Genomic DNA, 24,048 nt, shown 5'->3' on the forward strand with positions numbered 1-24,048 from the left:
TCCGATCCCTGATCGTCCGATCCCTGGCCGGGAGAACCCTGACCGTCCGACCGCTGACCGTCCGATCCCTGACCGGCCGCGTGCTGGTCCGCTGCCTGCCGGTCCGCCGGCCGGTCATCGTGCCGCTCGCCCACGGTTGCTCCCCTCGTCCCCTCGTGCCGTTTTCCGGCCTTGCCGCCGCCCCGCCTCCGCCGTCGCCCGTACGCTACTCAGCGCCGTTCAGGAGCGCTCCACGGGCCCGCCCCCGCCCTCGCCTCCGCCCTCGCCCGCGTCCTCACCCGGGCCCTCTCCCTGACCTTCGTCCCACGACCCGGCCCCGTCGCCCGAGGCCACGAAGAGCCCCACCCGGGCCGCGCCGACCATCCGTGGGAGCAACAGCGTCCAGAAGCGGGTGAGCGGGGCGCGCTCCAGCCAGCTCGGGTCGTGGTGGCCGAGGGCCGCGTGCCCGGCGGCGACCGCGACGACGGTCGCCGTCACCTCCTCGGCCGTGACGTCCGGGGCGAGGAGGCCCTCGCGCTCGGCCCGGGCGACGACGGACTCGACCCACGCGCACCACAGCCGCCGTAAGTCCGCCGCCGGTGCCCCAGCGGTCGTCCTCCCGGTCGTGCCGTTCGCGGAGCCGAGGGCGAAGCCGGCGCGCAGGACGGCGTCGGAGCGCAGGCCCTCGACGAGTTCGTGGCTGGCGTCGATGAGGGTCTGGAGCGGCAGCGCCTCGCGCTCCCGGGTGATCCGTACGAGCCGCTCGCCGGCCGCCGCGACGACGGCGTCGGCCAGCTCGGCCTTGCTGGGGAAGTGGAAGTGCAGGGCCCCGCTGCTGACCCCGGCGCGGGCGCTGATGGTCGCGAGCGAGGCGACCTCGAAACCGTCCCGGTCGAAGAGCGCGGCCGCCGACTCGACGAGGGCGTTGCGCGTCCGAATCGCCCGCTCCTGCTTGGCCAAGGGACCTCCGTACACAGCGCCAACCATCATTTTGCCAGCACTTTAACAAACCGGCCCAGCGGTATTTCGCGTCACGGAAAGGAGCTTGCCCGCCACAGGGTCACGAGGCGGCCGGATGACAGCCGGAAACAGACCTCAACAGCGCGGCTGGACAGCCGAGTTCATGACCTGAGGACCATGCGGCCGACGGGACCCCCACGGCTCCACACCATGGCCGAAAGTCAGCGGTGAACAACGAACGCGGTCACAACGGCCGACAGCACACCTCACCCTGACAGGCCGTCAATTCAGTGCGCGGGAAGGGCTTGCGATCCCGCCGCGTCGCGCACGCTGATCGCTTCCTCATAGGCGGACTCCGCGCGCGAGGGCGAGAAGTCGAGGCGGACGAGCACGCCGGGGACGGTGATGGCGCTGACGATGGTCCGCATGAGGTCGGAGACCCGCTCCACCATGTCGCCATGCTTGGTCATGATCTTGGAGAGGACCTGCACACCGGTGAAGCTGCCCGTGAAGAGGCTGGCGGTGGCGGGGATGTCGACGTGCGGCAGCAGCTCGCCGGCCGTCTTCGCCTTGGTCAGGATGTCCACGTTGTGGTCGATCCAGCCCTGCATCGGGACCCGGCGGTCCAGGCCGTCGTGCGGCGAGCCCTGGTCGACGGTGAGGCGCACGCTGCCGCGCACCATGGGGTCGGCGATGTGCAGGAGGTGGGCGAGGACGAGGGCCTCGTCGGTGAGGGTCTGGAGGAAGAGTTCACGCTGCGGGACGGGCGGCAGGGCCGAGACCTGGCCGGCGAGGACTTCCTGGGCGAGCTCCTCCTTGGAGGAGAAGTGGAAGTAGAGGGCCCCCTTGGTGACCCCGCACCGCTTCAGCACCTCGGAGATCGTCGCGGCCTCGTAGCCGACCTCGTCGAACAGTTCGGCCGCCGCGAGCACGATCTTCTGACGTGTGCGGATGGCGCGTTCTTGCTGTGCCACTACATCCTCCGTACCTCACGGTGCGAAGTAGACCGTAAGGCTGGCGTTTCCAACCGGATGCTTCACGCGTCCACAATTCGAGAATAAAACCACCCAACCGGTTCGACAAGGAAGCGGAAACAAAACCGGTTGGTCCGTATCGTAAACGTTCGCGTGTGGCAGGTCACCAGCCGCCTTGCGGGGCCGGGCAGTTCGAGCCCGCCCGCGGCGCGCGCCCGGCCCCCGCCCACTTCACCGGCGCCGCCATCGTCTCGGGCCAGTCCGCGGTGATCGCCGGCCCCAGCCCCGGCCCGACCTCGTCCACACCCTCCCCGACGGTCTCCCCGGCGATCTCCCCGGTGATCTCCATCCGGCACGCCACCCGGGTCCGCGCCTCGTGGCCCGCTTCCCCCGGACTCCCCGGACTCCCCGGCCGGGCCGAGTCCACCCGCTACACTGTCGAGCGTTGTATCCCGCCTTCGTAGCTCAGGGGATAGAGCACCGCTCTCCTAAAGCGGGTGTCGCAGGTTCGAATCCTGCCGGGGGCACAAGCGCAAAGGCCACACCTCGACGTTGAGGTGTGGCCTTTGGCATCTGATTCTGACATCGGCTTGTGACATCAACGACCGCGGTCACCCACGGCCGGCGGCCGGCGCTCGCATCCGCCCTGCGCGATCAGCCGAACAGCCCGGCGCCGAGCGGGTGCCGGTCGTCGAAGCCGGGGAGGATCAGGAAGGTCGCGCTGGCCGTCGTCGTGGTGAACGGCAGCAGCGCGTCGGAGGTGTCCATGTGGGTGAGGGTGGCGGTGAAGGTCCGCAGGTCGTTCTGGAAGCTGATGAAGAGCAGGCCGGGGGCGGGGTCGTCGGTGCTGTAGGAGCGGCGGAGCATGAGGCCGGTGCCGACCACGGCGGGGTTCGCCCTGCGCGCGTGGGCGTCCGCGGGGACGAGATAGCGTCCGTCCGGCGTCTTGGCGCCGAGGTCCGGGCCTGACGCGGCGGGGCCGCCCGAGAGGGGGGCGCCGCCGGCCCGGCGGCGTCCGAAGACCGCTTCCTGCTCGGGTACGGACAGGGCGGCGAACCGCGGCAGGTCGAGCTCCATGCGGCGCAGTACGGCGAGGGTGCCACCGGCGACGGCGGGAGGCCCGGCCAGCCAGAGGTCGCGCTGCTGTTCGGCCTCGGTGTGGGGGCCCACGATGCCGTCGATGAAACCGAGCGGGTTGCGGGGCGCGGTCAGGCCGCCACCGACGGGCACGTTCGCACCGCGGCGCGCGGACTGCCGCCAGCGTTCGCGGACGCGGTCGCCGGCCTGGTCCAGGAGCGCGGCGGCCGCGACCGGGAGGAGCAGCGCGTCACCGGCACAGATCTGGATCAGCAGGTCGCCGCCCCGGGCCCGCGGCGCGATCCGCTCGCGGGAGAACCGGGGCAGGCCCGTCGCCCCGGGCAGCGAGGCACCCCCGGCCGTGCGGACCAGCCGGGGGCCCACGCCGATGGTCACGGTGAGGTCGCCCGGCGGCAGGCCGAGGAGTCGTGGGTCGGTCCCCGCGACGAGCGCGCGGACGGTCCGGCCGAGTTCGGCCAGCAGCGGACCGGGAGCCACGCCGGCGCCGACGTCGGCCACCAGCGCCAGGAGGTTCGGCTGGGCCGGTCGGGGGAGCGTGATGCCCGCCTGATGACGGCCGGTCGGCGACACCCGCGCGCCCGACGCGGGCGAAGCGGGCTCCCTCGGCCCGGCCGCGGGCGAAGCGGGACCGCTCGGCCCGGTCGGGGACGATTCGGGCGACTCGCACGCCGCGGTGAGCCCGGTGGCCGCCACCGCCCCGGCGGCACCGATGAACGCGCGGCGTGACGGACGGGAGTCGGCTGGGCGCATGGAGTGCAGAGTGCCACACCGGAATCACCCGTGCCGGTCAACCTCCCTTTTCCGGAGTGGAATTGGGAGGTGTCGTGCCAGACTGGGATCATGCCTCGATTAGCTCTCCGCGCGCTGGCGACGGTCTTGGGCACGCTGACACTGGTGGCCGGCTGCAGCGACGGCGGCGGTGACGGCGACGCCGACGGCGGGGCGGGCAAAGGCCGGCGGCCGAGCGGTGCGCGGGTGACGATCCGGGTCCCCGGCGACGCCCCGACGATCTCCGCCGCGGTGTCGTCGGCACGCCCCGGTGACCTGGTACTGGTCGCTCCGGGCGTCTACCACGAGTCGGTGAAGCTCTCCACGCCTCGCGTCACCCTTCGCGGCGAGTCCCGGGACAAGGTCGTCATCGACGGACGGCTGCGGCAGCCGAACGGTGTCGTCGTCGCGGCGCCCGGAGTGGCCGTGGAGAACCTGACCGTACGGAACAACACGCAGAACGGCGTGCTGGTCACCGGTTCGGCGAAGGCGGCGGACGCGGGGCTGCCGGGGCACGGCGGCGGCTACGACACCGGCGACGAGCCCGTCACCTTCCTGAAGTCGTTCCTGGTCTCGTACGTGACCGCGACCCGCAACGGGCTGTACGGCATCTACGCGTTCTCCGCGCAGAACGGTGTCATCGAGCACTCCTACGCGTCCGGCGGCGCCGACTCGGGGATCTACGTCGGACAGTGCAAGCCCTGCCGCATCGTGGTGCGGGACAACATCGCCGAACTCAACGCGGTCGGTTACGAGGGCACCAACGCGGGCGGGGACATGTACGTCATCGGCAACCGCCTGGTCGGCAACCGGGTCGGCCTGACCACCGGCTCCAACCACCAGGAGAAGCTGCTCCCCCAGCAGGGCGCCGTCTTCGCCGGCAATCTGATCGCCGCCAACCAGCAGCGCGCCACCCCGCAGCAGGCCGACGGCGGGTGGGGCATCGGCGTCGGCGTCGACGGCGGCAGCGACAACCGGTTCGTCCGCAACCGCATCGCCGGCAACGGCAACGCCGGGCTGGTGATCACCGCGACCGCCGACATCCCCTCGATCGGCAACCAGATCACGGACAACACGTTCACCGGCAACGGCCTGGACGTCGGCTGGACGTTCCCCACCGCCGCGCGCGGCCGGGGCAACTGCCTGCGCGGCAACGAGCTGCGCAGCACCGTGCCCGCCCGGCTCACGACCACCTCGCCCTGCCCGCTCCCCGCCACGACGCTCTCACCGGCCGGCCGCTGGGCGATGCCGACGGCCCCCGGCGGCATCCCGTTCACCGAGGTCGAAGCACCCGCTCCCCAGCCGCAGTTCCCGCACGCCCGCACCACGGGCGCCACCGCCGTCCCGGCCGTACCGGACCTGCCGGAAGCGGCGGACCTGGCGGGCGTCCCGCTCCCGTCGCCGTCCCTGCTCGCCGCGGGCGCGCGGGTGCGGACACCCTGAGCGCCAGGGTTCCATGGGCTCGCGCGGCTCTTCGGGCGGCGAGTCCCGCAGCCACTGGAGTCCCTGCGGCTTCGAGCCGTTTGCTACTGCTTCGGCGTGACTCCGGGTACCGGCGCGACCGGCACGTACTTCTGGGTGTCGAACGCGATGTCCACCGGCCGGGGCGCGGAACCGACGGTGACCCGGACCCGGTACATCGTGCCGTCCGGGCCCACCCAGTAACGCACGTTGCCCGCCGTGCCGGAGCGGTCGGGTGAGGACGGTCCGGTCATGACGTCCACGGGACGCCCGTCCACCTGGTCCCGCCCCCACCAGGCGGCGCCGTTCTGCGGCAGCAGTTCGGCGTTGTCCGGCCGGTCGCTGCCGAGCCCGAGCGCGATGGTCAGCGAGGTGTCCAGCGAGCTGCCGGAGGACCGCAGCGGACGGCGGAACCAGCCCGTGCGCGGCGGCGCGGCGGGCGCCTGCGCCGGGGCGTCCGTCATCGGGTGGATGTACACCGAGTCGGCCGTCCACTCGATCAGCCCGTCGCTGGACGCGTCCCGTCCGGTGCCGTGCACCACGCCGTAACCGATCTTGCCCCGGTAGTCGACGGACCCGGTGACCGTCAGCGCGCCGGCGGTGCCCGGCACGGTGATCGTCACCGCGCGGCCGCGCGCCTCGTAGTTGCGGAACCGCGTGATCGCCAGCCGGTTCGCCTCGTCCGGGGTCAGGGCACGCGGAGCGTCGGGCTCGGAGCCGCCGCCGGTGATCAGGACCGCGGCCCCCGCCGCGAAGGCGGCCGCCGCGATGCCAATGGCCGCCCGGCGCGGCCACGTCCATCGGCGCCGGCCGCCGGTCCCGAGGCCGGCCGCACGGCCGGCCGAACCGCCGGGCACGCGGCCCGGCACCCGCCCCGGCCGGGCTTGCCGGGATCTCCCGCTCCGCACGCGGCTCGACGCTGACACTCTTCTCCCCACCCCTCTCGGACGCGATCCGCCCGGCCGCGCCCTCCTGATCACGGCCGGGCGGATCACCGCAGATCACCGCAGATCACTGCGGATCACTGCGGATCGCTTCTGTTCGGTTCGCTCAGTGCCTACGGACCCGGCGCTTCCGGCTCATGTACGCGATGGCCAGTCCCGCGGCCAGCAGCAGACCGACGAGGCCGATCAGCTGCGCCACCCCGGACGCACCGGTGTTCGCCAGCGAACCCGAGTCGTCCCCACCGTCCGGGCCGGTGTTGTCGGCGGGCGGCGTGTGCGACGGCGGCGTCGACGCGGACGGTGAGCTCGGGGTCGGCGTCGGAGTCGGCGTCGGAGTCGGGGTCGCCTTCGGGACGTAGACCCCGGCGTCGATCGTGTGATCGACCCCGCCGGGCTTGTCCGGTGCCGTGACCGGTGCGGACCCGTTGCACAGCCGTCCGGTGGTCGGCGGGGTCACGTTGGAGTCGTGCGCCCGGTCGGCGCCGGCGCGCGGGAGCGTGAACCGCAGCCGGTCCGCCGTGGGCCGGCCCGGCACCCCGCTGGTGTCCGCGGTGCACACGTCGAACTGCACCGTGTACTTCGCACCGGGTGTGAGCTGGTACGCGGCGCCGACGCCACCGAAGTAGTACTCGCCGGCGTCGTCGGTCCTCGTCGTGGCGACCTGCTTGCCGTCCGCGTCCAGGAGGTTGATCGTGGCCCCGGGCAGCAGCGGTTCCGCCGGGTCCTGGATGCCGTTGTGGTCGCCGTCGAACCAGACGAGGTTGCCGATCTGGATCGGGGCGTTCGCCGCCGCGTACGCGATGTCGCCGAGCCCGCCGGCCTTGCCGAACCCGTTCTGTTCCTGGCCGACGAACTGGTAGGCGTTGGCGTTCGGGGCGTTGCCCGGGCCCTGGCCGGTCGTGATGTGGTGGTAGCCGGTGCCGGCCGTCTCGATGTTGACGGTCGGGTCGAACTCCGTGCTGACGACCCAGTCCTGCTGCGGGATGTAGGCCACGGAGCCCAGGGCGGTCTCCTGGTGCGGGCCCTGGAAGAAGTCGCCGGGGAAGTACTCGACGACATCGGCGTCCTGGCCGCCGTTGTTGGCGGGCGTGGCGTGGTTGGGGCAGCTTCCGGTGCCTTCCCACGCGTATCCGCCGGCGGGAAGGGCGCAGGCCATGGTGATGTCGCCGCCGGACATGCCGAGTTCCGGCGTGTTGTTCCCCGGGCGGGGGTCCAGGCCCTTGGCGCTGAGCACGTCCATGAAGCGGTCGCGGAAGCCCAGGATCATCGAGCCGTCGCGCCCGAAGGCGAGGGAGGCGAGCTCCGGCTGCGGGTCGATGAAGGCGTTGCCCGCCTTGCGCTCGTCCCACGTCGCCAGGCTGGTGTTCCACGGGTTCCAGTGAGTGGCCTGGACGGCGGCGCCCGCGGCGGTGAAGACGGTGCCGCGCTTGTCGGTGAGCGTGTGGGTCAGCACCGTGGTGAACCGCCTGCCGTCGTAGGCGTAGACGACGGCCTTCAGGTCCCCGCGCTGCTGTGTGCTCTCCGCGCTGCACACGCCGCCGACGTAGAGCGTGGCGTCGTGGACGTCGAGGCCGAACGGCCGCCAGTCACCGGCGCTCGCACACCCCGGGTCGGGGATCGGCGTCGTCGCCCGGGGCGCGGGGGCGGTGGCCCCTGTCGCGTCGAAGCTCACCAGGCTGCGGGTCAGCAGGTTCACCGCGTACAGCGTGGCGCCGTCCTCCGACAGGGCCAGGCCGCCGATGCTCTCCTTGCCCGGTGCGTCGGTGAAGCCGGGGTCCTTCGTCATGTCGGCGGTGTCGTGCGGTGTGGTCGCGGCGCCCGGAACCTGCGCGAACAGCTCGGGCGCGCCGGATCCGTCGACCGGCACGGTGTAGATCGCGCCGGGTCCCTTCGGCCCGTACGGGGCGTACCGGCGGGCGAAGGCGCTCTGGAACAGCCGGGTGCGGTACCTGTCGTAGGCCAGTCCGTACGTCGTGCCCACCTGGGCCTGCGTGGCCAGCACGTCCGGACACGCCACGCCCGCGGGGCAGCTGCCCCGGGCCTGCGTCCCGAACGCCACCAGCGCCCGGGTGTCGTTTCCGCCGGCGCCGTTCTGGACCGGCACGAAGTACCGCGTGTCCGGCAGGGCGTAGTCGGCCGGGTTCCACACCCCGGTCACCACCGAGGCGTCCTTCCCGCCCGAGACGTCCACGAACGAGGTGAAGCTGTCGAAGTGGTTCTCCGCGGTCGACGCCGGCGCCGCCCGCAGATGGCCGCTGTACGGCTCCGGGATGCTGACGTCGACGCGGTAGCGGCCGCCGCTCAGCGCCGCCGACCGCTCCACCACCACCTTTCCGGTGGTGTCCGTGACGCTGGTGACGGCGTGTCCGGCGGGGTCGGAGACCACCACCTTGATGCCGCGCTGCGGCACGTCCATCGTCGTGTTGATCACGCCGGTGCCGAAGAAGTCGCGCAGCACCTCGACCGTCAGCGTGCCGTCCTCGGCGGAAGCGGCGGCCGGTCCGGCCGTCGCTCCCAGGACGCCGCCCGCCAGCAATAAAACGGATAACCCCACGCGCGCCAGCGGCCCCGCAAGCTTCGGGGCCGCAGGGCGCGGGGCTCTGTCGACTCGGTTCATGGCATCACTCTCCACGCACGGGAAAGGAAAAGGATCCACCGCTGCCGCGTGGACCTCTTCGTGATGATCGCTTGAGGAAATTGCGGGCGAGCCGTCAGGGTCACAGGTCAGGAATGGTGAACGTGCGTCCGGCGCCCTGGGCGGGGCCGCCCGGCACATGCGCGTATCCGCAGTTCAATCGCGGCACCCCCACCGTCGACCCGGCCGACCGCCATCGCGAGCAGCGCGCGATATTCTAAGCGCGGAAGTCTCACCGTCACCAGCAGAATCATGAAATTCCTCGGAATCCGCAATATTTCCCGAGCACCCGGAGAATGGCAGCCGAATGGGTATGCGAATTCGAGGCGATGGCCAAATCCGGCCATCTTGGCCGTGAATTGCCCTCGGGCACCGGAAGCCGGCCGGAGCCCGGTCCACCGCCTTCCGGGCTTGATCTAGAGCGCACTCCAACACCTAGCGTTCGAGCCGTCAGACAGTCGAACGACGGGGCAGGTGGACCGATATGGGCGTGTGGTTCGTTACGGGGGCGGCGCGAGGGCTCGGGGCCGCGATCACCCGGGAGGCGCTGGAGCGGGGGCATCGGGTCGTCGCCGTGGCGCGGGACGCGGCGGCGGTGTCGCGGGCGTTCCCGGAGCGGCCGGCGGGACTGCTCGCGGTGCGGGCGGACGTGACCGAACCCGGCGAGCTGGCGGAGGCGGTGAAGGCCGGTGTCGCGGAGTTCGGGCGGATCGACGTCGTGGTCTGCAACGCCGGTCACGGGCTCGTGGGCGCGGTCGAGGAGACCTCCGACAAGGCCGCCCGGGAGCTGTTCGACGTCAACGTGTTCGGCGTGCTGAACACCTTGCGGGCGACGCTGCCGACGCTGCGGGCCCAGCGGTCCGGGCACGTCCTGAACATCAGCTCCGTGGGCGGGTTCGCCACCGCTCCGGCGGTGGGGCTGTACGGGGCGTCGAAGTTCGCCGTCGAGGGGATCTCCGAGGCGCTGCACGGCGAGCTGGCGCCGCTGGGCGTGCGCGTCACGATCGTCGAGCCGGGCGGTTTCCGCACCGACTTCCTGAGCGGCTCCAGCATCAAGGTCGAGCCGGCCTCCATAGACGACTACACCGTCGGCGCGGGGCCGGTGCGCGAGGCGCTGGCGCACAACGACGGGCGGCAGCCGGGCGATCCGGCGAAGGCCGCCAGGGCGGTCGTCGACATCACCGAGGCCGACGAGCCGCCGCTGCGGCTGCAGCTGGGCGCGGACGCGGTCGAGCGCGTCGAGGCGAAGCTGGACCTGGTCCGCCGGGAGCTCGACCAGTGGCGGCACGTGGCCCTGTCCACGGCCCTCGCCAGCGACCGCTGACGGCTGACCGCCGACCGCCGACCGCCGACGGCTGACCGCCGACCGCTGACCGCTGGCCGCTGACCGCTGACCGCCGACAGATCAGCGCAGCTCCTCCGGGCAGGCCGTGCCGCGCGGGAAGAGCTTGTACGGGGCGCCGAGGCGGTAGGTGCCGGGCTTCGGGGCGAGCAGTTCGGTCCATTCGTCGCCGTCGGCGTCCGGCGGGGACTTCATTAGGCAGCCCTGCTCGTTGGCGAAGACCTTCGCGGGCTCGATCCCGGAGTCCGCGGCGGACTCGCGGGCCTTCTTCGACGCCTCGGTCTCCTGCGGCGGTTCGATCTTGCCGCCGTGGGCGTCGAGGAGGGCCAGCCACGGGGAGTAGGGCACGCGGATCAGGACGCGGCCGGGGGCGTCGAGGTGGAGGACGACCTCGTTGGCCTCGGCGCGCTCGACGCGGGCCGGCGGGTCGGCGAGCGGGGTGGGGTCGGTGACCTCGTAGAGGCGCCAGTTGTCGTCGGACCACACCTGCTTGAGGTACGGCAGGCCGTCGTCGACCAGCTCGGCCTCGCGCTGCGCGCCGGAGTCGGGGGCGCCGGTCGGCAGGACGACGTAGTGGACGGCCCAGCGGTCGAGCCACTCGTGGTAGTTGGCGGCGTTGAGGGTGTCGTCGTAGAAGAGCGGGTTGCGCTCGATGTCGGCCTGGCGGTTCCAGCCGCGGGCCAGATTGATGTACGGGGCGAGGGCCGAGGACTCGCGGTGGCTGGAGGCCGGCACGACCTCGACGCGGGCCTGTTCGGCGTCGCGCACCTGGAGCTGGTTGATCAGCGGGGCGACCTCGCGCGCCCAGGAGGCGTCCGGGGCGGTGCGGATCACGTCGTCGACGCCCTTGAAGCCGATCCACACGTTGAGGCCGACGAAGGCCAGCACGATCGCGTACCAGCGGCGCGTGCGCGGGCGCGCGTACGGCAGCGCGGCGAGCAGCACCACGCCCGCGAAGAGCATCGAGAGCCGGGAGACGTTCGAGCCGATCTGGGAGTCGATCAGCCAGGTCAGCAGCGTGCCCGCGGCGTAGACCGCGGCCGCCGTCCGGACCGTGCGCCACTCCTTCGGCACCAGGACGAGCACGAGCACGCCGAAGAGGAACGGCAGGCTCATCGACATCAGGCTCATCGGCTGCGTGCCCGAGAACGGGAACAGCCAGGCCGACAGGGCCACCACCGCGACCGGCGCCAGCCCGAGGGCGTACGCGCCCGGGCGCCGCTTGTTGAGGAAGAGCGCCGCCGCGACGACGCCCAGGAACAGCCCGGCCACCGGGCTGCACGCCGTCGCGAGTCCGGCGAGCGGCGCGGCGACCGCGGCCTTCGCCCAGCGCCGGTAGCGCCAGCGGTGCGGCCAGCAGAACACCGCCGCGACCGCCCCCAGCGCGAACATCATGCCGAGCCCGAAGGTGACCCGCCCCGACAGCGCGTTGCACAGGAAGGCGAAGACCCCGGCGAGCGCGCACGCCAGCGGATTGCGCACCGCCCGCACCCGCACCAGGATCAGCGCGGTCAGGGCCGCCGACAGCGTTCCGGCGATCATCATCGTCGTCCGCACGCCGAGCAGGGACATGACGTACGGCGACACCACGCTGTACGAGACCGGGTGCATCCCGCCGTACCAGGCGAGGTTGTACGCCGAGTCCGGGTGCCGCCCGACGAACTCCGCCCAGGCGTCCTGCGCCGCCAGGTCCCCGCCGCTGTTGGCGAAGAAGAAGAACCAGAGCAGGTGTGTGAGTGCGGCCGCCGCCGTCGCCACGAGGACCGTGAAGCGGCGCCGCTCCCGCCAGGAGGGGGGCACGGCGTCCGCGGGCGCGGGTGGCCGAGGGGACGGCAGTTCTATTCGCGATGGCGAAGATGGTGAAGCGGAATCCATGGGTGCGGCCCCGGTGGCGCGTGTCGGCTCGACGGTGGTCAAACTCCGGCCCTCTCCCCTGTCTCCTGCCCCGGCTGCCTTTCTCTCGCCCCCACCGAACGCTAACAGGCAGGCGCCCGGGCAGCCCCCGGACGCCTGTCCCCGTCGGTCCGGACGGGTCAGCCCAGGCGGGTCAGCTTCTTGTCGAAGCCCGGCTCCACCAGGTCCTTCTCCAGCGCGACCGGCGCGCTGACCTTGCCGGCGCCCGTGCCGACCGACACCTCGCCGACCACGTCCCCGGCCTTGCCCTTGTGCGGTACGGCCTTGCCGTCGCCGCCCAGCGCCAGGTCGACCTTCAGGCCCGGCCAGCCGACCGCCTTGACGTCCTTCGTCGCCACGACCGGCGTGCGGCCGCCGAGACCGTCGTCCACGTAACCGACGACCTGCCCCTTCTTGACGACGACGGCGGAGGTCACGTCCTTCTGGGCCTTCTGGATGACCTTGAGGCTGTACGCGATCGCCAGGTCCAGCTTCTGGTAGAGCTGCGGCGCGTCCTTGGCACCCATCGTGACGCCGACGATCCGGCGCTTCTGGCCGTCGACCACCGTGTACGCGGCCCACAGCAGGTTGCCGCCGGCCGGCGTCGACGAACCCGTCTTGATGCCCGCCACGCCCGGCTCCAGGAGGATCGTGTTGTTGTTCTCGATCCGGCCCGGGATGCCGTCGACCTCCACGTACGGCATGTCCACGATCGTGCGGAACACGTCGAACTGCATGACCGCCTTGCCCAGCTTCAGCTGGTCGAGCGGCGTCGACATGGTGGTCGACTGCAGACCGGACGGGTCGGTGTACGTCGAGTCCGCCATGCCCAGCTCCTTGGCGGCGGCGTTCATCTTCTCGACGAACGCCTGCTCCGAACCGGCGTCCCAGCGGGCCAGCAGCCGGGCCACGTTGTTGCCCGACGGGATCATCAGGAGCTCCAGGAGCTCCTTCTCCGAGTAGCTCTGGCCCTCCTTGATCGGGGCCGTCGACTCGTCCTTCGCCTTCGCCTGCTCGCCGGCGATCTTGTCGACCGGGATCTGCGGGCCCTCGTCCTTCCCCTTGAAGGGGTGGTCGCGCAGGATCACGTACGCGGTCATGGTCTTCGCCATGGACGCGATCGGAGCCGGCTTCTGCGCTCCGTACGTACCGAGCGAACCGACGCCCTCGACCTCGGCCGCGCCCTGTCCCTCGGACGGCCACGGCATGGCCGCCTCGCCGCCCCCGAAGGTGAACTGGGGGGCCGCGGACAGCACCAGCTTGGTGTCCGGGAGTGGACGCACGATCTGTACGACCGCAAAGATGACGAGGAGGAGCAGGACCAGCGGGGTCCAGATCTTCACCCGGCGCACCGTCGTGCGCATCGTGGTCTCCGGCGGCGGCGGAGTGTTCGTCAGCTCGGCCAGGATCTCCAGCGGCGGACGCGGCGGCAGCGGCTGCTGCTTGGTCCGCTCGGGCTCGGTGAGCGACGCGGGTACGGGCGCGGGCGCGACCGGCGCGGGCTTGGCCGCGGCCTTCGGCTCGGCCTTCGGCTCGGCGGCGGCCGCCGGCTTCGGCTGCTCCTGGGTGATGTCGCCCTGGAGCGGGCGGAAGGTGGACTTCGGCGGCAGCTTGAGGGCGGTCGTCGGCTGGTCGACGACCGGCGGCTTGACCGCCTTGAAGACGGCGGTCGGCTGGTCGACGGGCGCGGGCTCGGCGGCCGGCTTGACCGCCTTGAAGACGGCGGTCGCCTGGTCGACGGGCTCGGGCTCGGCGGCCGGCTCGGCCTCGGTCTTCACCTCGGACGTGGCCGCCGCGGGCTTCGACGCAGGCTTCGCCTCGGGCTCGGGCTCGGGCTCGGCCTGAGGCTTGGGCTCGGGCTCCTGCGCGGCCCCGGCCTTCGGCTCGGTCTCCGGCGCAGGCTTCGCCTCGGCCTCCGGCTTCTCCTCCGCCTTCGGCTCGGCCTTCCCGTCGGCCTGCTCGCGGGCCTTCTCGTCGGCCTTCTCGTCGGCCTTCTCGTCAGCCGCGGACGCCGGCTCCGCCTCGCGCGCGGCAGGCTTGCGCACGGCGAACCACGACTCGCTCGCGGCGGGCGCCTTGGACTCGGCCTCGGGCGCGGACTCCTCCTGAGCGTCGGACTCGGCGTCCGTCTCCGGCTCCGGCTTCGCCCCGGCCTTCGTCTCGGCCTCGGCCCCAGGCTCGGGCTCGGCCCCAGGAGCCTCCTCCTCAGCCTCAACGACCTCGGCCTCGGCCTCGTCCGCCGCCGGCACATCCCCCGCCGGCCCCTCGGCCTCGTCCGCACCGTCCGCCCCGTCCGCGGCCTCCGCCGGCTCCGCGGCCTCCACGACCGCCTCGGCCGCCTCAGCCGCCTCGGCCGCCTCCGGCTCCCCGGGCTCCCCCGGCTCGTCCTCCGGCGCCGTGCGCGGGGCCAGAGCCTTGAAGACCGCCGTCGGCTGGTCTACCCGCTCGCGGTCGCGGTCGCGGTCCTGGACGACCGACAGCCGCGGGTCCCGGCCCGCACCCTGCTCCGCCTTGTCGGGGGACTCGCCCGCCACCGTGCCTCCTCCGTGCCTTTACATGACTTCTACGAACGAACAACCAACAGTGTCCTGTGTGAACCCCTCGGCTCCCGTGCTAGACGAGAACGACATACCTACTGGTTCCCGGACGAAGCGCCCAGGCACTCTCGACAGATGAATGTGAGAGGGGTCACCCTGTCATTCATCCACGCGGGGAGGCATGGATGGGCAGGAGCCGCAGAACTATTCCGGAGGAGCTTCTGCTGCTCGCTCTGGACCCGGCCACGGGTACCACAGCGCAGCCGCAGTCGCTCGACCTCGGCCTGGCCGGAGCACAGCTAGTGGAGCTGGCTCTGGCAGGACGGATAGCCCCTGACGGGGATCGTATCGCCGTGGTGATGCCACGGCCGACAGGAGATCCGACTCTGGACTCCGCACTGGAACTGCTGCGCAGGCGCGGCAGTCCGGTACGGGCCGTCCACTGGATCGGCGGGCCCCGACTGGGGCTGCGCCAGACGTATCTCTCGCATCTGGAGCGGTGCGGCATGGTCCATGCCGTCGAGAGCCAGATGTGCGGGGTGTTGCCGACGACTCGCTACCAGGCGACGGACACGGCCATCAGCCGGGAGATCAGGGCCCGGCTGGACAGTGCGATCCGCACCGGCGTACCGCCGGACCCGCGGACCGCGGCGCTCGCCGCTCTGGCCCACGCGGTCGGTCTCGGCAAGCACCTGTACCCCGGCAACGAAGGACGGTCGTCGCGGTCCCGGCTGCGCGACCTGATCCGGCACGACCCGATGGGCGGCCTCGTGGCCCACGCCGTCCTCGACGTACAGAACGGCGCGGGCGCGCAGCCCCGCCGCAGCACCACGGGTGCCACCGGCAGCGCCGGCGGCACCGGCAGCGCGACCGCGGGCGGCGTGCCGTCCCAGCCGCGCCGCGGAACCATGGCGCGCGTCGCCATGTGACCGCGGGACCGCACCCGAACCACCGGTCCGACCCGCACCAACCCCAGGCCCCAGGCCCCCGGCCCCGCCCCCACGCGGTCGCCCGGACCTCGGGCCCCGGACCCTCTCACCACCGGTCACCACCGGTCCGCACCGGTCACCCACCGGTCCGGCGCCGGTCCCTCACCGGGAGCCGCATACGTGTGCGGGGCGGTCGTCCTCACGACCGCCCCGCCCGCGCATCTCTGGTCGTTTCCCAGCGCACACCGCACCTTTGGTGGCAGTCTGCCAAGCAGTAGATACTCACAGCTACGCAGCCGACAGCCGGAGGTGCAGTTTCCGTGGCGTCCAGTGTCAACCCCACCGTCAGGCGACGCCGATTGGGCCAGGAGCTGCGCCGGCTCCGGGAGGCGAAGAACATGACGGCCGAGCAGGTCGCCGAGCGCCTGCTGGTCTCCCAGTCCAAGATCAGCCGCCTCGAGAACGGCCGGCGCTCGATCAGCCAGCGCGACGTCCGCGATCTGTGCGGGGTGTACGAGGTCGAGGACGAGCGCGTGGTCGACTCGCTCATGCAGATGGCCAAGGACTCGCGCCAGCAGGGCTGGTGGCACGCCTTCGGCGACATCCCGTACAGCGTCTACATCGGCCTGGAGACGGACGCGGAGAGCCTGCGGGTGTACGAGCCGCAGATCATCCCGGGGCTGCTGCAGACCCACGCGTACGCGGAGGCGGTGATCGCCGGCGCGCTGCCGGAGTCGACGCAGGCCGACATCGAGAAGCGGGTCCAGGTCCGCACCCGCCGCCAGGAGCGGATCAGGGAGGACGGGGAGCGTCCGCTGCGGCTGTGGGCGGTCATCGACGAGGGCGCGCTGCGCCGGATGGTCGGCGACCGGCAGGTGATGGTGGCGCAGCTGGAGCATCTGGTCGAGCAGTCGCACCTGCCGCACGTGACGGTGCAGGTGCTGCCGTTCCACATGGGCGCGCATCCGGGCATCAGCGGGCATTACGCGATTCTGGAATTCCCGGACACCTCGGACTCCAGCGTGGTCTACATCGAGGGCGTGACGAGCGACCTCTATCTGGAGAAGGCACAGGATGTCGCCAAGTACAGCGTGATGTACGAGCACTTGCGGGCGCAGGCGCTGAATGCGGACGACACCCGGGCGTACGTCATGAAATTGGCGAAGAGGTACGCCGACGCGACGGACGGGGAATCGGACGAATGAGGGTCAGCCGGCCCGAATGAGGAACACCGCGGGCGTCCCGGCCTGAATGCCGTCATTCGACGGCTGTTCGACCGGGGCGCGGGGGAAGAGGCCGGTACGGTACACCCCCGACTCGTTCCGGCGGAAGCGCAGTTGGAATATGCCATCCGGTCGAGTGAACGCCAGTCCCGCAGGACGGGGCCGGGGCAGTAGCGTCGATCACGCCAAGCGGAAGCAACACCGCTGGCGAGAACCCGACGACCCCTCGTGGAACCGGAGTTGAGAAGAATGGCCATTATCCAGGGCGCGCTCGACAGCTGGACGAAGTCCTCGTATTCCGGCGGAAACGGCGCCTGCGTCGAGGTCAAGTCGCCCGTCGTGAACGCGATCGACGTGCGCGACTCGAAGGCGCCGGAGGGCCCTTCCCTCTCTTTCGGACCGGCCTCGTGGAACGCGTTCGTGGGCGAGGTGGGCGCCGGGTCCGTGTGACCCCGGGCGCACGACACACCGCATCACCGCACCACCCCGGCACCGCACCAGCACGTCACGACGGTGCCGGATTTCGGAAATGAGCCCTCTCGACCGGTCCGCCGTCCTGGCCGAGGGGGCTCGGCCATTCCCCGGAAGAGGCCAGGGCCCGTCCGACCCCTATGCGCCGGACGGGTCCTGGCGCAGCTCGTCCACATAGCGGTCGGTGCCCGGCACCGTCGGGACGAACGGCGCCACCAGCTCCACCCGGCCGCCCCACTGCGCCGCGGCGAGACCGGCGAAGTGCGGCTCCCAGCAGGTGCGCGGGTCGGCCTCCAGGAACCACAGCAGGGTCAGCCGGGTGTCGACGCCCTCGACCTGCTTCACGTACGTCATGCGGTCGCCGGGCAGCGGCGTGGGCCGGAAGACCGTGACCATCGCGGCCGGCGATCCGGCGAGGAGCCCCGGCAGTTCGCGCGAGCGCAGCCGCTCGACCAGTGCGTCGCGCTGCTCGGGCCCCTCGGTGTCGACGACCTGGAGGACGAGCCCCCGGTACGGGTGGTCGAGGGCGTGGAAGTCGCGCGGTCCGGCGGCGCCGTCGCGGTAGACGGTCACCTCGTGGTCCTGGAACGAGGTGAAGACGTGGGTGCGGTCGTGGTAGACCCGGGCGTCGCGGTTGAGGCGCTTGTTGATGGCGACGGTCCACTTCATGTGCTCGTCGTAGCGGCCGTCGGTGATCCAGTACGTGGAGAGGTAGCAGCCCGCGGTGACGGGCTGGGCGACCGCGGACTTCTCCGGGCCGCGCAGGAGCTGGAGTTCGCGGGTGGCGACCCAGCGGCGGCCCGCGTACATCCAGGGCATGGCCATGGCGCCCGCGTAGTAGTGGTCGTCCTCGTACCAGCGGTTGTACGCGTACTCGTGGCCCGGGTGCGGCTCCACCATGGTGATCAGGGCGTGGCCGGGGCGCACGCCGTACGGTCCGACCGCGGCCAGTTCCCCGTACGTCTCGCTCATCGTCGATCCCCTTCCGCTCGCCTTCCCTTGTGGGCGGCTCGGACCTACTCTGACGGGTCGTCAGATGGATGGCCAGGGTCGAGGAGGGCGTCGATGCTGCTTCAGGGAAAGACCGTCGTCGTGTCGGGCGTCGGCGCCGGGCTCGGGCACCGGGTGGCCGAGACGGTGCTGCGGGACGGGGGCCGGGCGGTCCTCGGGGCGCGCACCGGGGCCAACCTGGCCAAGACGGCCGCCGAGATCGACCCGGACGGCACCAGGACCGCCCACCGCGCCACCGACATCACCGACGAGGCCCAGTGCGAGGCGCTGGCCGCACTCGCGGTGGAGCGCTTCGGCGGGATCGACGCGGTGGTGCACGTGGCCGCCTGGGACTCGTACTTCGGCGGTCTGGAGGACGCCGACTTCGCCACCTGGCAGGGCGTGCTCGACGTCAATCTGCTCGGCACCCTGCGGATGACCCGGGCCTGCCTGCCCGCCCTCAAGGAGCGGGGCGGCTCGGTCGTCCTGATCGGCACGCAGTCCGCCGTCGCCGCGCCCTCGCAGGTGCGGCAGGCGGCGTACGCGGCCTCCAAGGGCGCGCTGACGTCCGCCATGTACTCGCTGGCGCGCGAGCTCGGCCCGCACCGCGTCCGGGTCAACACCGTGCTGCCGGGCTGGATGTGGGGGCCGCCGGTGCAGGCGTACGTGCGCTTCGCCGCGGACGCCGAGGGGGTCCCGGAGGCGGAGGTGCTGGCCCGGCTCACCGAGCGGATGGCGCTGCCGGAGCTCGCGACGGACGGCGACGTCGCGTCGGCGGCGGCCTTCCTGGCCTCGGACCGGGCGCGGGCGATCACCGGGCAGTCGCTGCTCGTCAACGCCGGCGAGCTGATGCGATGAGCGCGGGGAGGGTTCGGGCCCTCGGGGTCAGGCGCCCTCGGGTAACGGGCCAGCCGATGCGATGACCGCGATGAGCGCGGGGAGGGTTCGGGCCCCGGGGTCAGGCCCTCGGGTAGCGCGCCAGCCAGCCCGGGGCGGCGGCCGCAGGGCCGTGCAGCGCCGGGCCCTGGGTCATCTCCAGGGCGAAGTCGTCGGCGAGCGCCAGGACGGTGGCCCGGCCCTCCAGTTCGACCAGCCAGGCCGGCGGGAGCGCCGTCTCGCCGTGCAGGGCGCCGAGGAGCGCGCCGGCGAGGGTGCCCGTGGCCGCGGACGGGCCGTCGTGGTTGACGGCGAGGCGCAGCCCGTGGCGGACGTCCTCGGCGACCAGGGCGCAGTAGACGGCCGTGGCGAGCTGGGCCTCGGCGCGGTCCTCGGCGGCGCCGAGGGCCGTGATCCGCCCGGCGTCCGGCGCGCCCTCCCGTACGGCGGCGAGGGCGGCCGTCAGGGCCTCGGTGACGGGCTCGTGGCCCGGGCGCGGGGCGAGCTGCGACTGCGCGGTGCGGACGGCGCCCTCGACGCTGTCGCCGCGGGCCAGGCCGTGCACGACGACGGCGAGCGCGCCGGCCGAGAGGTACGCGGCGGGGGCGCCGTGGGTCTGGGCGGCGCACTCGACGGCGAGCTGGCACACCAGCTGCGGCTCCCAGCCGACGAGCAGGCCGAAGGGCGCCGAGCGGACCAGCGCGCCGGAGTCGGCGGCCTCCGGGTTCTTGGGCCGGTCGAGGGTGCCGAGGACGTCGTCGCCGAGGCCGCTGAGGCAGGCCCGGGCCGGGTCCCGGCGGGCGTACAGCCACTCCTCGCGGGCCAGCCAGCCGAGGTCCGGGCGCCGCTCGTCGGGGCCCCACTCGCGCTGGGTGGCCGCCCAGCGCAGATGGGCGCGGTGGACGTCGGTGGGCGGGTGCCAGACGCCGGAGTCACGGCGGACCTGGGCGCGGATCAGGCCGTCGACGGTGAACAGCGACATCTGGGTGGCGGCCGTGACGGCGCCCCGGCGGCCGTACGCGGGGACCAGGTCGGCCAGGCCCTCGGGGCCGTGGGCCTCGCGCAGGGCGGCGAGCGTGCGGCCGGCCGCGCCGGCGCCGAGCGCGTCCCCGATCGCCGCGCCGAGCAGGGCGCCGCGGACCCGGGCCCGGAAGTCCTGCTGTTCGGTGCGGCCCCACACGGCCGCGGCTGTGGTGGTCACGTCGCGCCCTCCCCGTATGCCGGTCACCGGTCCGTCCAGCACTGTAATAGACCGCATGCGCTCGTTCGGGGCCCGGAACGTTATGTGATCCGACGCCCGTCGGTCCGCTTTTGACCGGAGTTCACCCGAAGTTCCGGAGCGGTCGGAACCGTCCGCGCCATGAGCTCCGTTACACGAGTCACGTCCCGCCCCGCCGCCGTCCCGCTCAGGGACGGCCAGGAGCTCGAGCGCGAGCTCCCGGCCTGCTGATCCCCTAGCCCTTGACGATCGGCAGCAGCTCGGGCAGGTGCCCGTCCGACGCCCGGGCCGCGTGCTGCCGCTCCTGCGGGACCTCCCCGTAGAGCGTGGTGCGCGGCCGGGACGGGCGGCCGGCCGCCTCGGCGATCGCCTCCAGGTCGCGGATCGAGCGGTACGAGCCGTAACTCGACCCGGCCATACGGGAGATGGTCTCCTCCATCAGCGTGCCGCCGAGGTCGTTGGCGCCCGAGCGCAGCATCTCGGCGGCGCCCTCCGCGCCCAGCTTCACCCAACTGGTCTGGATGTTGGGGATGTACGGGTGGAGGAGGAGGCGCGCCATCGCCGTGACGGCCCGGTTGTCGCGGACGGTCGGGCCGGGCCGCGCGATGCCCGCGAGGTAGACCGGCGCGTTGGTGTGGATGAACGGGAGCGTCACGAACTCCGTGAAGCCGCCGGTCCGCTGCTGGATGCCGGCCAGGGTGCGGAAGTGGCCGAGCCAGTGCCGGGGCTGGTCCACGTGCCCGTACATCATCGTCGACGAGGACCGGATGCCCAGCTCGTGGGCGGTCGTGACGACCTCGATCCAGGTGGCGGTGGGCAGCTTGCCCTTGGTGAGCACCCAGCGGACCTCGTCGTCGAGGATCTCGGCGGCCGTGCCGGGGATCGAGTCGAGCCCGGCCTCCTTGGCGGCGGTCAGCCACTCGCGGATCGACAGCCCGGTGCGGGAGGCGCCGTTGACGACCTCCATCGGCGAGAAGGCGTGCACGTGCATGCCGGGCACCCGCTGCTTCACCGCCCGCGCGATGTCGAAGTACGCGGTGCCGGGCAGGTCCGGGTGGATGCCGCCCTGCATGCACACCTCGACCGCGCCGACGTCCCACGCCTGCGCGGCCCGGTCGGCGACCTGGTCGAGGGAGAGGGTGTAGGCGTCGGCGTCGGTGCGGCGCTGGGCGAAGGCGCAGAAACGGCAGCCGGTGTAGCAGACGTTGGTGAAGTTGATGTTGCGGGTGACGATGTACGTGACGTCGTCGCCGACCGCGGCGCGGCGGACGTCGTCGGCGATCCGGGTCAGCGCGTCGAGGGCGGGGCCGTCGGCGTGGAGCAGGGCGAGGGCCTGCGGGTCGGTGAGCCGGGTCGGGTCGTCGGCGGCGACGGCGAGGGCCTCGCGCACGTCGGCGTCGATCCGCTCCGGCGCCATGCCGGGCGCGGCGGCCTCGCGCAGCGCCTCCCAGTCCCCGTACACGTCGTCGAAGTCCTCGCGGCGGTCGCCGGTGCGGCCCTCGGTGTCGATGGTGCGGTGCAGGTCGGTGCGGCCGATGGCGGTGAACGCCTCGTCGGGCTCCTGCCAGGGCAGGCCGCGCACGGGCGCGTCGGGGTCGGCGAGCCCGGTCTCGGGGTCGGCGAGCGCGCGGACGTGCGGGAGCAGCCGGGGATCCAGCCAGGGCTCGCCGCGCCGCACGAACTCCGGGTAGACGCAGAGCCGTTCGCGCAGCTCGAAGCCGGCGGCGCGGGAGCGTTCGGCGAGTTCGTCGATCTGCGGCCAGGGGCGCTCGGGGTTGACGTGGTCGATGGTGAGCGGCGACACCCCGCCCCAGTCGTCGATGCCGGCGGCGATCAGGCGCTCGTACGCGGCGTCGACCAGGTTCGGCGGGGCCTGCAGGCAGGCGCCGGGGCCCATGATGAGCCGGGCGACGGCGACGGTGGCGACGAGGTCGTCGAGCTCGGCGTCCGGCATCCCGCGCATGGCCGTGTCCGGCTTGGCGCGGAAGTTCTGGATGATCAGCTCCTGGATGCCGTGGTAGGCCCGGCCGATCCGGCGCAGCGCGAACAGCGACTCGGCGCGCTCCTCGTGGGTCTCGCCGATGCCGAGCAGCAGCCCGCTGGTGAAGGGCACGGAGGACCGGCCCGCGTCCTCCAGGACGCGCAGGCGCACGGCGGGCTCCTTGTCGGGCGAGCCGTGGTGCGGCCCGCCCGGCTCCTCCCACAGCCGCTGCGAGGTGGTCTCCAGCATCATCCCCATGCTGGGCGCGACGGGCTTGAGCCGCTGGAAGTCCGTCCACGACAGCACCCCTGGGTTGAGGTGCGGCAGCAGCCCGGTCTCCTCCAGGATCCGGATGGCCATGGCCCGTACGTACGCGACGGTGTCGTCGTAGCCGTGCGCGTCGAGCCACTCCCGCGCCTCGGGCCAGCGGTCCTCGGGCTTGTCGCCGAGGGTGATCAGGGCTTCCTTGCAGCCGAGTTCGGCGCCTCGGCGGGCGATGTCCAGGACCTCGTCCGGGCTCATGAACATGTCATGCCCGGCCCGGCGCAGCTTGCCGGGCACGGTCGCGAACGTGCAGTAGTGGCACTTGTCCCGGCACAGCCGGGTGAGCGGTATGAACACGCTCTTCGAGTACGTGATGACTCCCGGCCGCCCGGCCTGCGCGAGCCCCGCGTCCCGCACCCGCCCGGCCACCGCGACCAGCTGCTCCAGATCCGCCCCGCGCGCCTGCAGCAGCACGGCCGCCTCACCCGCGTCGAGCGCCACCCCGTCCCGGGCCCGCCTGAGGGCGCGGCGCATGGCGTTCTCGGTGGGGGCGGAGTTGCGTGGTGCCTGGTGATCCGTCATGGACCGAGCATACGAGCGGGTCGGTGCAGGTCACAGATACCGGGCGAAGTCGTCCAGGACGCCCAGCACCTCCGCCTCGCCGCCGGGAGGCAGCTGGAGCACGACCTCCTCGCAGCCCAGCTCCTCGTAGTGCGCGAGCTTGCCCGCGGAAGGCAGGACCGCGTACGGGACGACCTGGAGGGTCTTCGGGTCACGGCCGGCGGCCTCCCAGGCCGCGCGCAGGACCGGGAGGGTCTCCGTCAGGCCGCGGCCGCCGACGGGCATCCAGCCGTCGGCGCGGGCCGCGATCTCGTCGAAGAGCCTCGGTCCCGCGGCGCCGCCGAGGAGGGTGCGCGGGGCGCCGCCGGCGGGCTTGGGCCAGGCCTCGGAGGGGCGCAGCGAGGGTCCGGAGGCGGAGGTGTGGCCGGTGGGTACGGGAGCCCACAGGGCCCGCATCAGGTCGAGGCGGTCGGAGGTGAGGGCGCGCCGGGTGGACCAGGTGACGCCGTGGTCGGCGGCCTCCTCGCGGTTCCAGCCGTAGCCGACGCCGAAGGTGAAGCGGCCGCCGGAGAGGTGGTCGAGGGTCGCGACGCGCTTGGCGAGGGCGATCGGGTCGTGCTGGGCGACCAGCGTGACGCCGGTGCCGAGGGCGAGGCGTTCGGTGACGGCGGCGGCCTGGCCGAGCGCCACGAAGGGGTCGAGCGTGCGCGCGTACTCCCGCGGGAGTGGGACGCCCGCCGGGTGTGCGGTGTCGCGGGAGACCGGGATGTGGGTGTGCTCGGGGAGGTAGAGCCCGGCGAAGCCGCGCTGTTCGAGCTCGCGCGCGAGGCGGACGGGCGTGATGGTCTCGTCGGTCAGGAAGATCGTGGTCGAGATCCGCATGGGGGCACGGTAGGGCGTCCGGGGCGCGTTGTCTGCAGCTGTTCCCCCGCGCGGGGTTCCG

The 24,048-nt window shown here is 72.7% G+C and carries 18 protein-coding genes and 1 tRNA gene; 7 read left to right on the top strand and 12 right to left on the bottom strand.

Going from position 1 to position 24,048, the window contains the following annotated elements; translation table 11 throughout:
- Positions 1–219 precede the first annotated feature (219 nt).
- From ACFYU9_RS34400 to ACFYU9_RS34410, 3 genes are all read right to left on the bottom strand, one after another.
- The gene (locus ACFYU9_RS34400) at positions 220–939 is read right to left on the bottom strand and encodes a ScbR family autoregulator-binding transcription factor (protein ID WP_389347461.1); all 720 of its coding nucleotides are present in this window, start codon (positions 937–939) and stop codon (positions 220–222) included.
- 287 nt (positions 940–1,226) lie between these two features.
- On the bottom strand, positions 1,227–1,913 hold the full coding sequence (locus ACFYU9_RS34405) for a ScbR family autoregulator-binding transcription factor (protein WP_389215464.1): 687 nt from the start codon (positions 1,911–1,913) through the stop codon (positions 1,227–1,229).
- Between the two features lie 163 nt (positions 1,914–2,076).
- Positions 2,077–2,262: a hypothetical protein gene (locus ACFYU9_RS34410; protein ID WP_389347463.1), complete on the bottom strand. Its 186-nt coding sequence runs from the start codon at positions 2,260–2,262 to the stop codon at positions 2,077–2,079.
- Between the two features lie 105 nt (positions 2,263–2,367).
- Between ACFYU9_RS34410 and ACFYU9_RS34415 the strand changes: the two genes are divergently transcribed.
- Positions 2,368–2,440: transfer RNA gene (locus ACFYU9_RS34415), tRNA-Arg, on the top strand.
- Between the two features lie 127 nt (positions 2,441–2,567).
- Here ACFYU9_RS34415 and ACFYU9_RS34420 read toward each other — a convergent pair.
- A complete protein-coding gene (locus ACFYU9_RS34420; RefSeq protein ID WP_389347465.1) occupies positions 2,568–3,761 on the bottom strand; it encodes a Dyp-type peroxidase in 1,194 nt (397 codons plus the stop codon).
- Between the two features lie 90 nt (positions 3,762–3,851).
- Between ACFYU9_RS34420 and ACFYU9_RS34425 the strand changes: the two genes are divergently transcribed.
- On the top strand, positions 3,852–5,222 hold the full coding sequence (locus ACFYU9_RS34425) for a right-handed parallel beta-helix repeat-containing protein (protein WP_389347467.1): 1,371 nt from the start codon (positions 3,852–3,854) through the stop codon (positions 5,220–5,222).
- 83 nt (positions 5,223–5,305) lie between these two features.
- On the opposite strand, the gene ACFYU9_RS34430 is transcribed toward ACFYU9_RS34425, so the two are convergent.
- Positions 5,306–6,010, bottom strand: coding sequence for a hypothetical protein (locus ACFYU9_RS34430; RefSeq protein WP_389347578.1), 705 nt, complete (start codon positions 6,008–6,010; stop codon positions 5,306–5,308).
- A gap of 280 nt (positions 6,011–6,290) precedes the next feature.
- Positions 6,291–8,702, bottom strand: a complete 2,412-nt coding sequence (locus ACFYU9_RS34435; RefSeq protein WP_389347580.1) for an SdrD B-like domain-containing protein — start codon at positions 8,700–8,702, stop codon at positions 6,291–6,293.
- 601 nt (positions 8,703–9,303) lie between these two features.
- Between ACFYU9_RS34435 and ACFYU9_RS34440 the strand changes: the two genes are divergently transcribed.
- Positions 9,304–10,143, top strand: a complete 840-nt coding sequence (locus ACFYU9_RS34440; RefSeq protein WP_389215404.1) for an oxidoreductase — start codon at positions 9,304–9,306, stop codon at positions 10,141–10,143.
- An 81-nt stretch (positions 10,144–10,224) separates the two neighbouring features.
- Here ACFYU9_RS34440 and ACFYU9_RS34445 read toward each other — a convergent pair whose 3' ends face one another.
- Positions 10,225–12,036, bottom strand: coding sequence for an MFS transporter (locus ACFYU9_RS34445; protein WP_389215401.1), 1,812 nt, complete (start codon positions 12,034–12,036; stop codon positions 10,225–10,227).
- Positions 12,037–12,194: 158 nt separating this feature from the next.
- Positions 12,195–14,588, bottom strand: coding sequence for a D-alanyl-D-alanine carboxypeptidase (locus ACFYU9_RS34450; protein WP_389347469.1), 2,394 nt, complete (start codon positions 14,586–14,588; stop codon positions 12,195–12,197).
- Between the two features lie 188 nt (positions 14,589–14,776).
- Between ACFYU9_RS34450 and ACFYU9_RS34455 the strand changes: the two genes are divergently transcribed.
- The 3 genes from ACFYU9_RS34455 to ACFYU9_RS34465 all read left to right on the top strand — a co-directional run bounded on the left by ACFYU9_RS34455 (position 14,777) and on the right by ACFYU9_RS34465 (position 17,193).
- A complete protein-coding gene (locus tag ACFYU9_RS34455) occupies positions 14,777–15,520 on the top strand; it encodes a GPP34 family phosphoprotein (RefSeq protein ID WP_389215395.1) in 744 nt (247 codons plus the stop codon).
- 320 nt (positions 15,521–15,840) lie between these two features.
- Positions 15,841–16,725, top strand: coding sequence for a helix-turn-helix domain-containing protein (locus tag ACFYU9_RS34460; RefSeq protein WP_389215393.1), 885 nt, complete (start codon positions 15,841–15,843; stop codon positions 16,723–16,725).
- A 267-nt stretch (positions 16,726–16,992) separates the two neighbouring features.
- A complete protein-coding gene (locus tag ACFYU9_RS34465) occupies positions 16,993–17,193 on the top strand; it encodes a DUF397 domain-containing protein (protein WP_389215391.1) in 201 nt (66 codons plus the stop codon).
- Positions 17,194–17,352: 159 nt separating this feature from the next.
- Here the strand turns inward: ACFYU9_RS34465 and ACFYU9_RS34470 are convergent, their stop codons facing one another.
- Positions 17,353–18,186, bottom strand: a complete 834-nt coding sequence (locus ACFYU9_RS34470) for a hypothetical protein (protein ID WP_389215388.1) — start codon at positions 18,184–18,186, stop codon at positions 17,353–17,355.
- A gap of 93 nt (positions 18,187–18,279) precedes the next feature.
- Between ACFYU9_RS34470 and ACFYU9_RS34475 the strand changes: the two genes are divergently transcribed.
- Positions 18,280–19,062: an SDR family oxidoreductase gene (locus tag ACFYU9_RS34475; protein WP_389215385.1), complete on the top strand. Its 783-nt coding sequence runs from the start codon at positions 18,280–18,282 to the stop codon at positions 19,060–19,062.
- Between the two features lie 100 nt (positions 19,063–19,162).
- On the opposite strand, the gene ACFYU9_RS34480 is transcribed toward ACFYU9_RS34475, so the two are convergent.
- The 3 genes from ACFYU9_RS34480 to ACFYU9_RS34490 form a co-directional block, all read right to left on the bottom strand.
- Positions 19,163–20,281, bottom strand: a complete 1,119-nt coding sequence (locus ACFYU9_RS34480; protein WP_389347471.1) for an ADP-ribosylglycohydrolase family protein — start codon at positions 20,279–20,281, stop codon at positions 19,163–19,165.
- Between the two features lie 253 nt (positions 20,282–20,534).
- Entirely contained in the window at positions 20,535–23,126 is a 2,592-nt protein-coding gene (locus ACFYU9_RS34485) for a bifunctional FO biosynthesis protein CofGH (RefSeq protein ID WP_389347473.1), read from the bottom strand.
- Between the two features lie 30 nt (positions 23,127–23,156).
- Positions 23,157–23,987, bottom strand: a complete 831-nt coding sequence (locus ACFYU9_RS34490; RefSeq protein WP_389347475.1) for a TIGR03619 family F420-dependent LLM class oxidoreductase — start codon at positions 23,985–23,987, stop codon at positions 23,157–23,159.
- Positions 23,988–24,048: the final 61 nt, after the last annotated feature.

The organism is Streptomyces sp. NPDC004327 (assembly GCF_042873935.1).
Classification (GTDB): Bacteria; Actinomycetota; Actinomycetes; order Streptomycetales; family Streptomycetaceae; genus Streptomyces.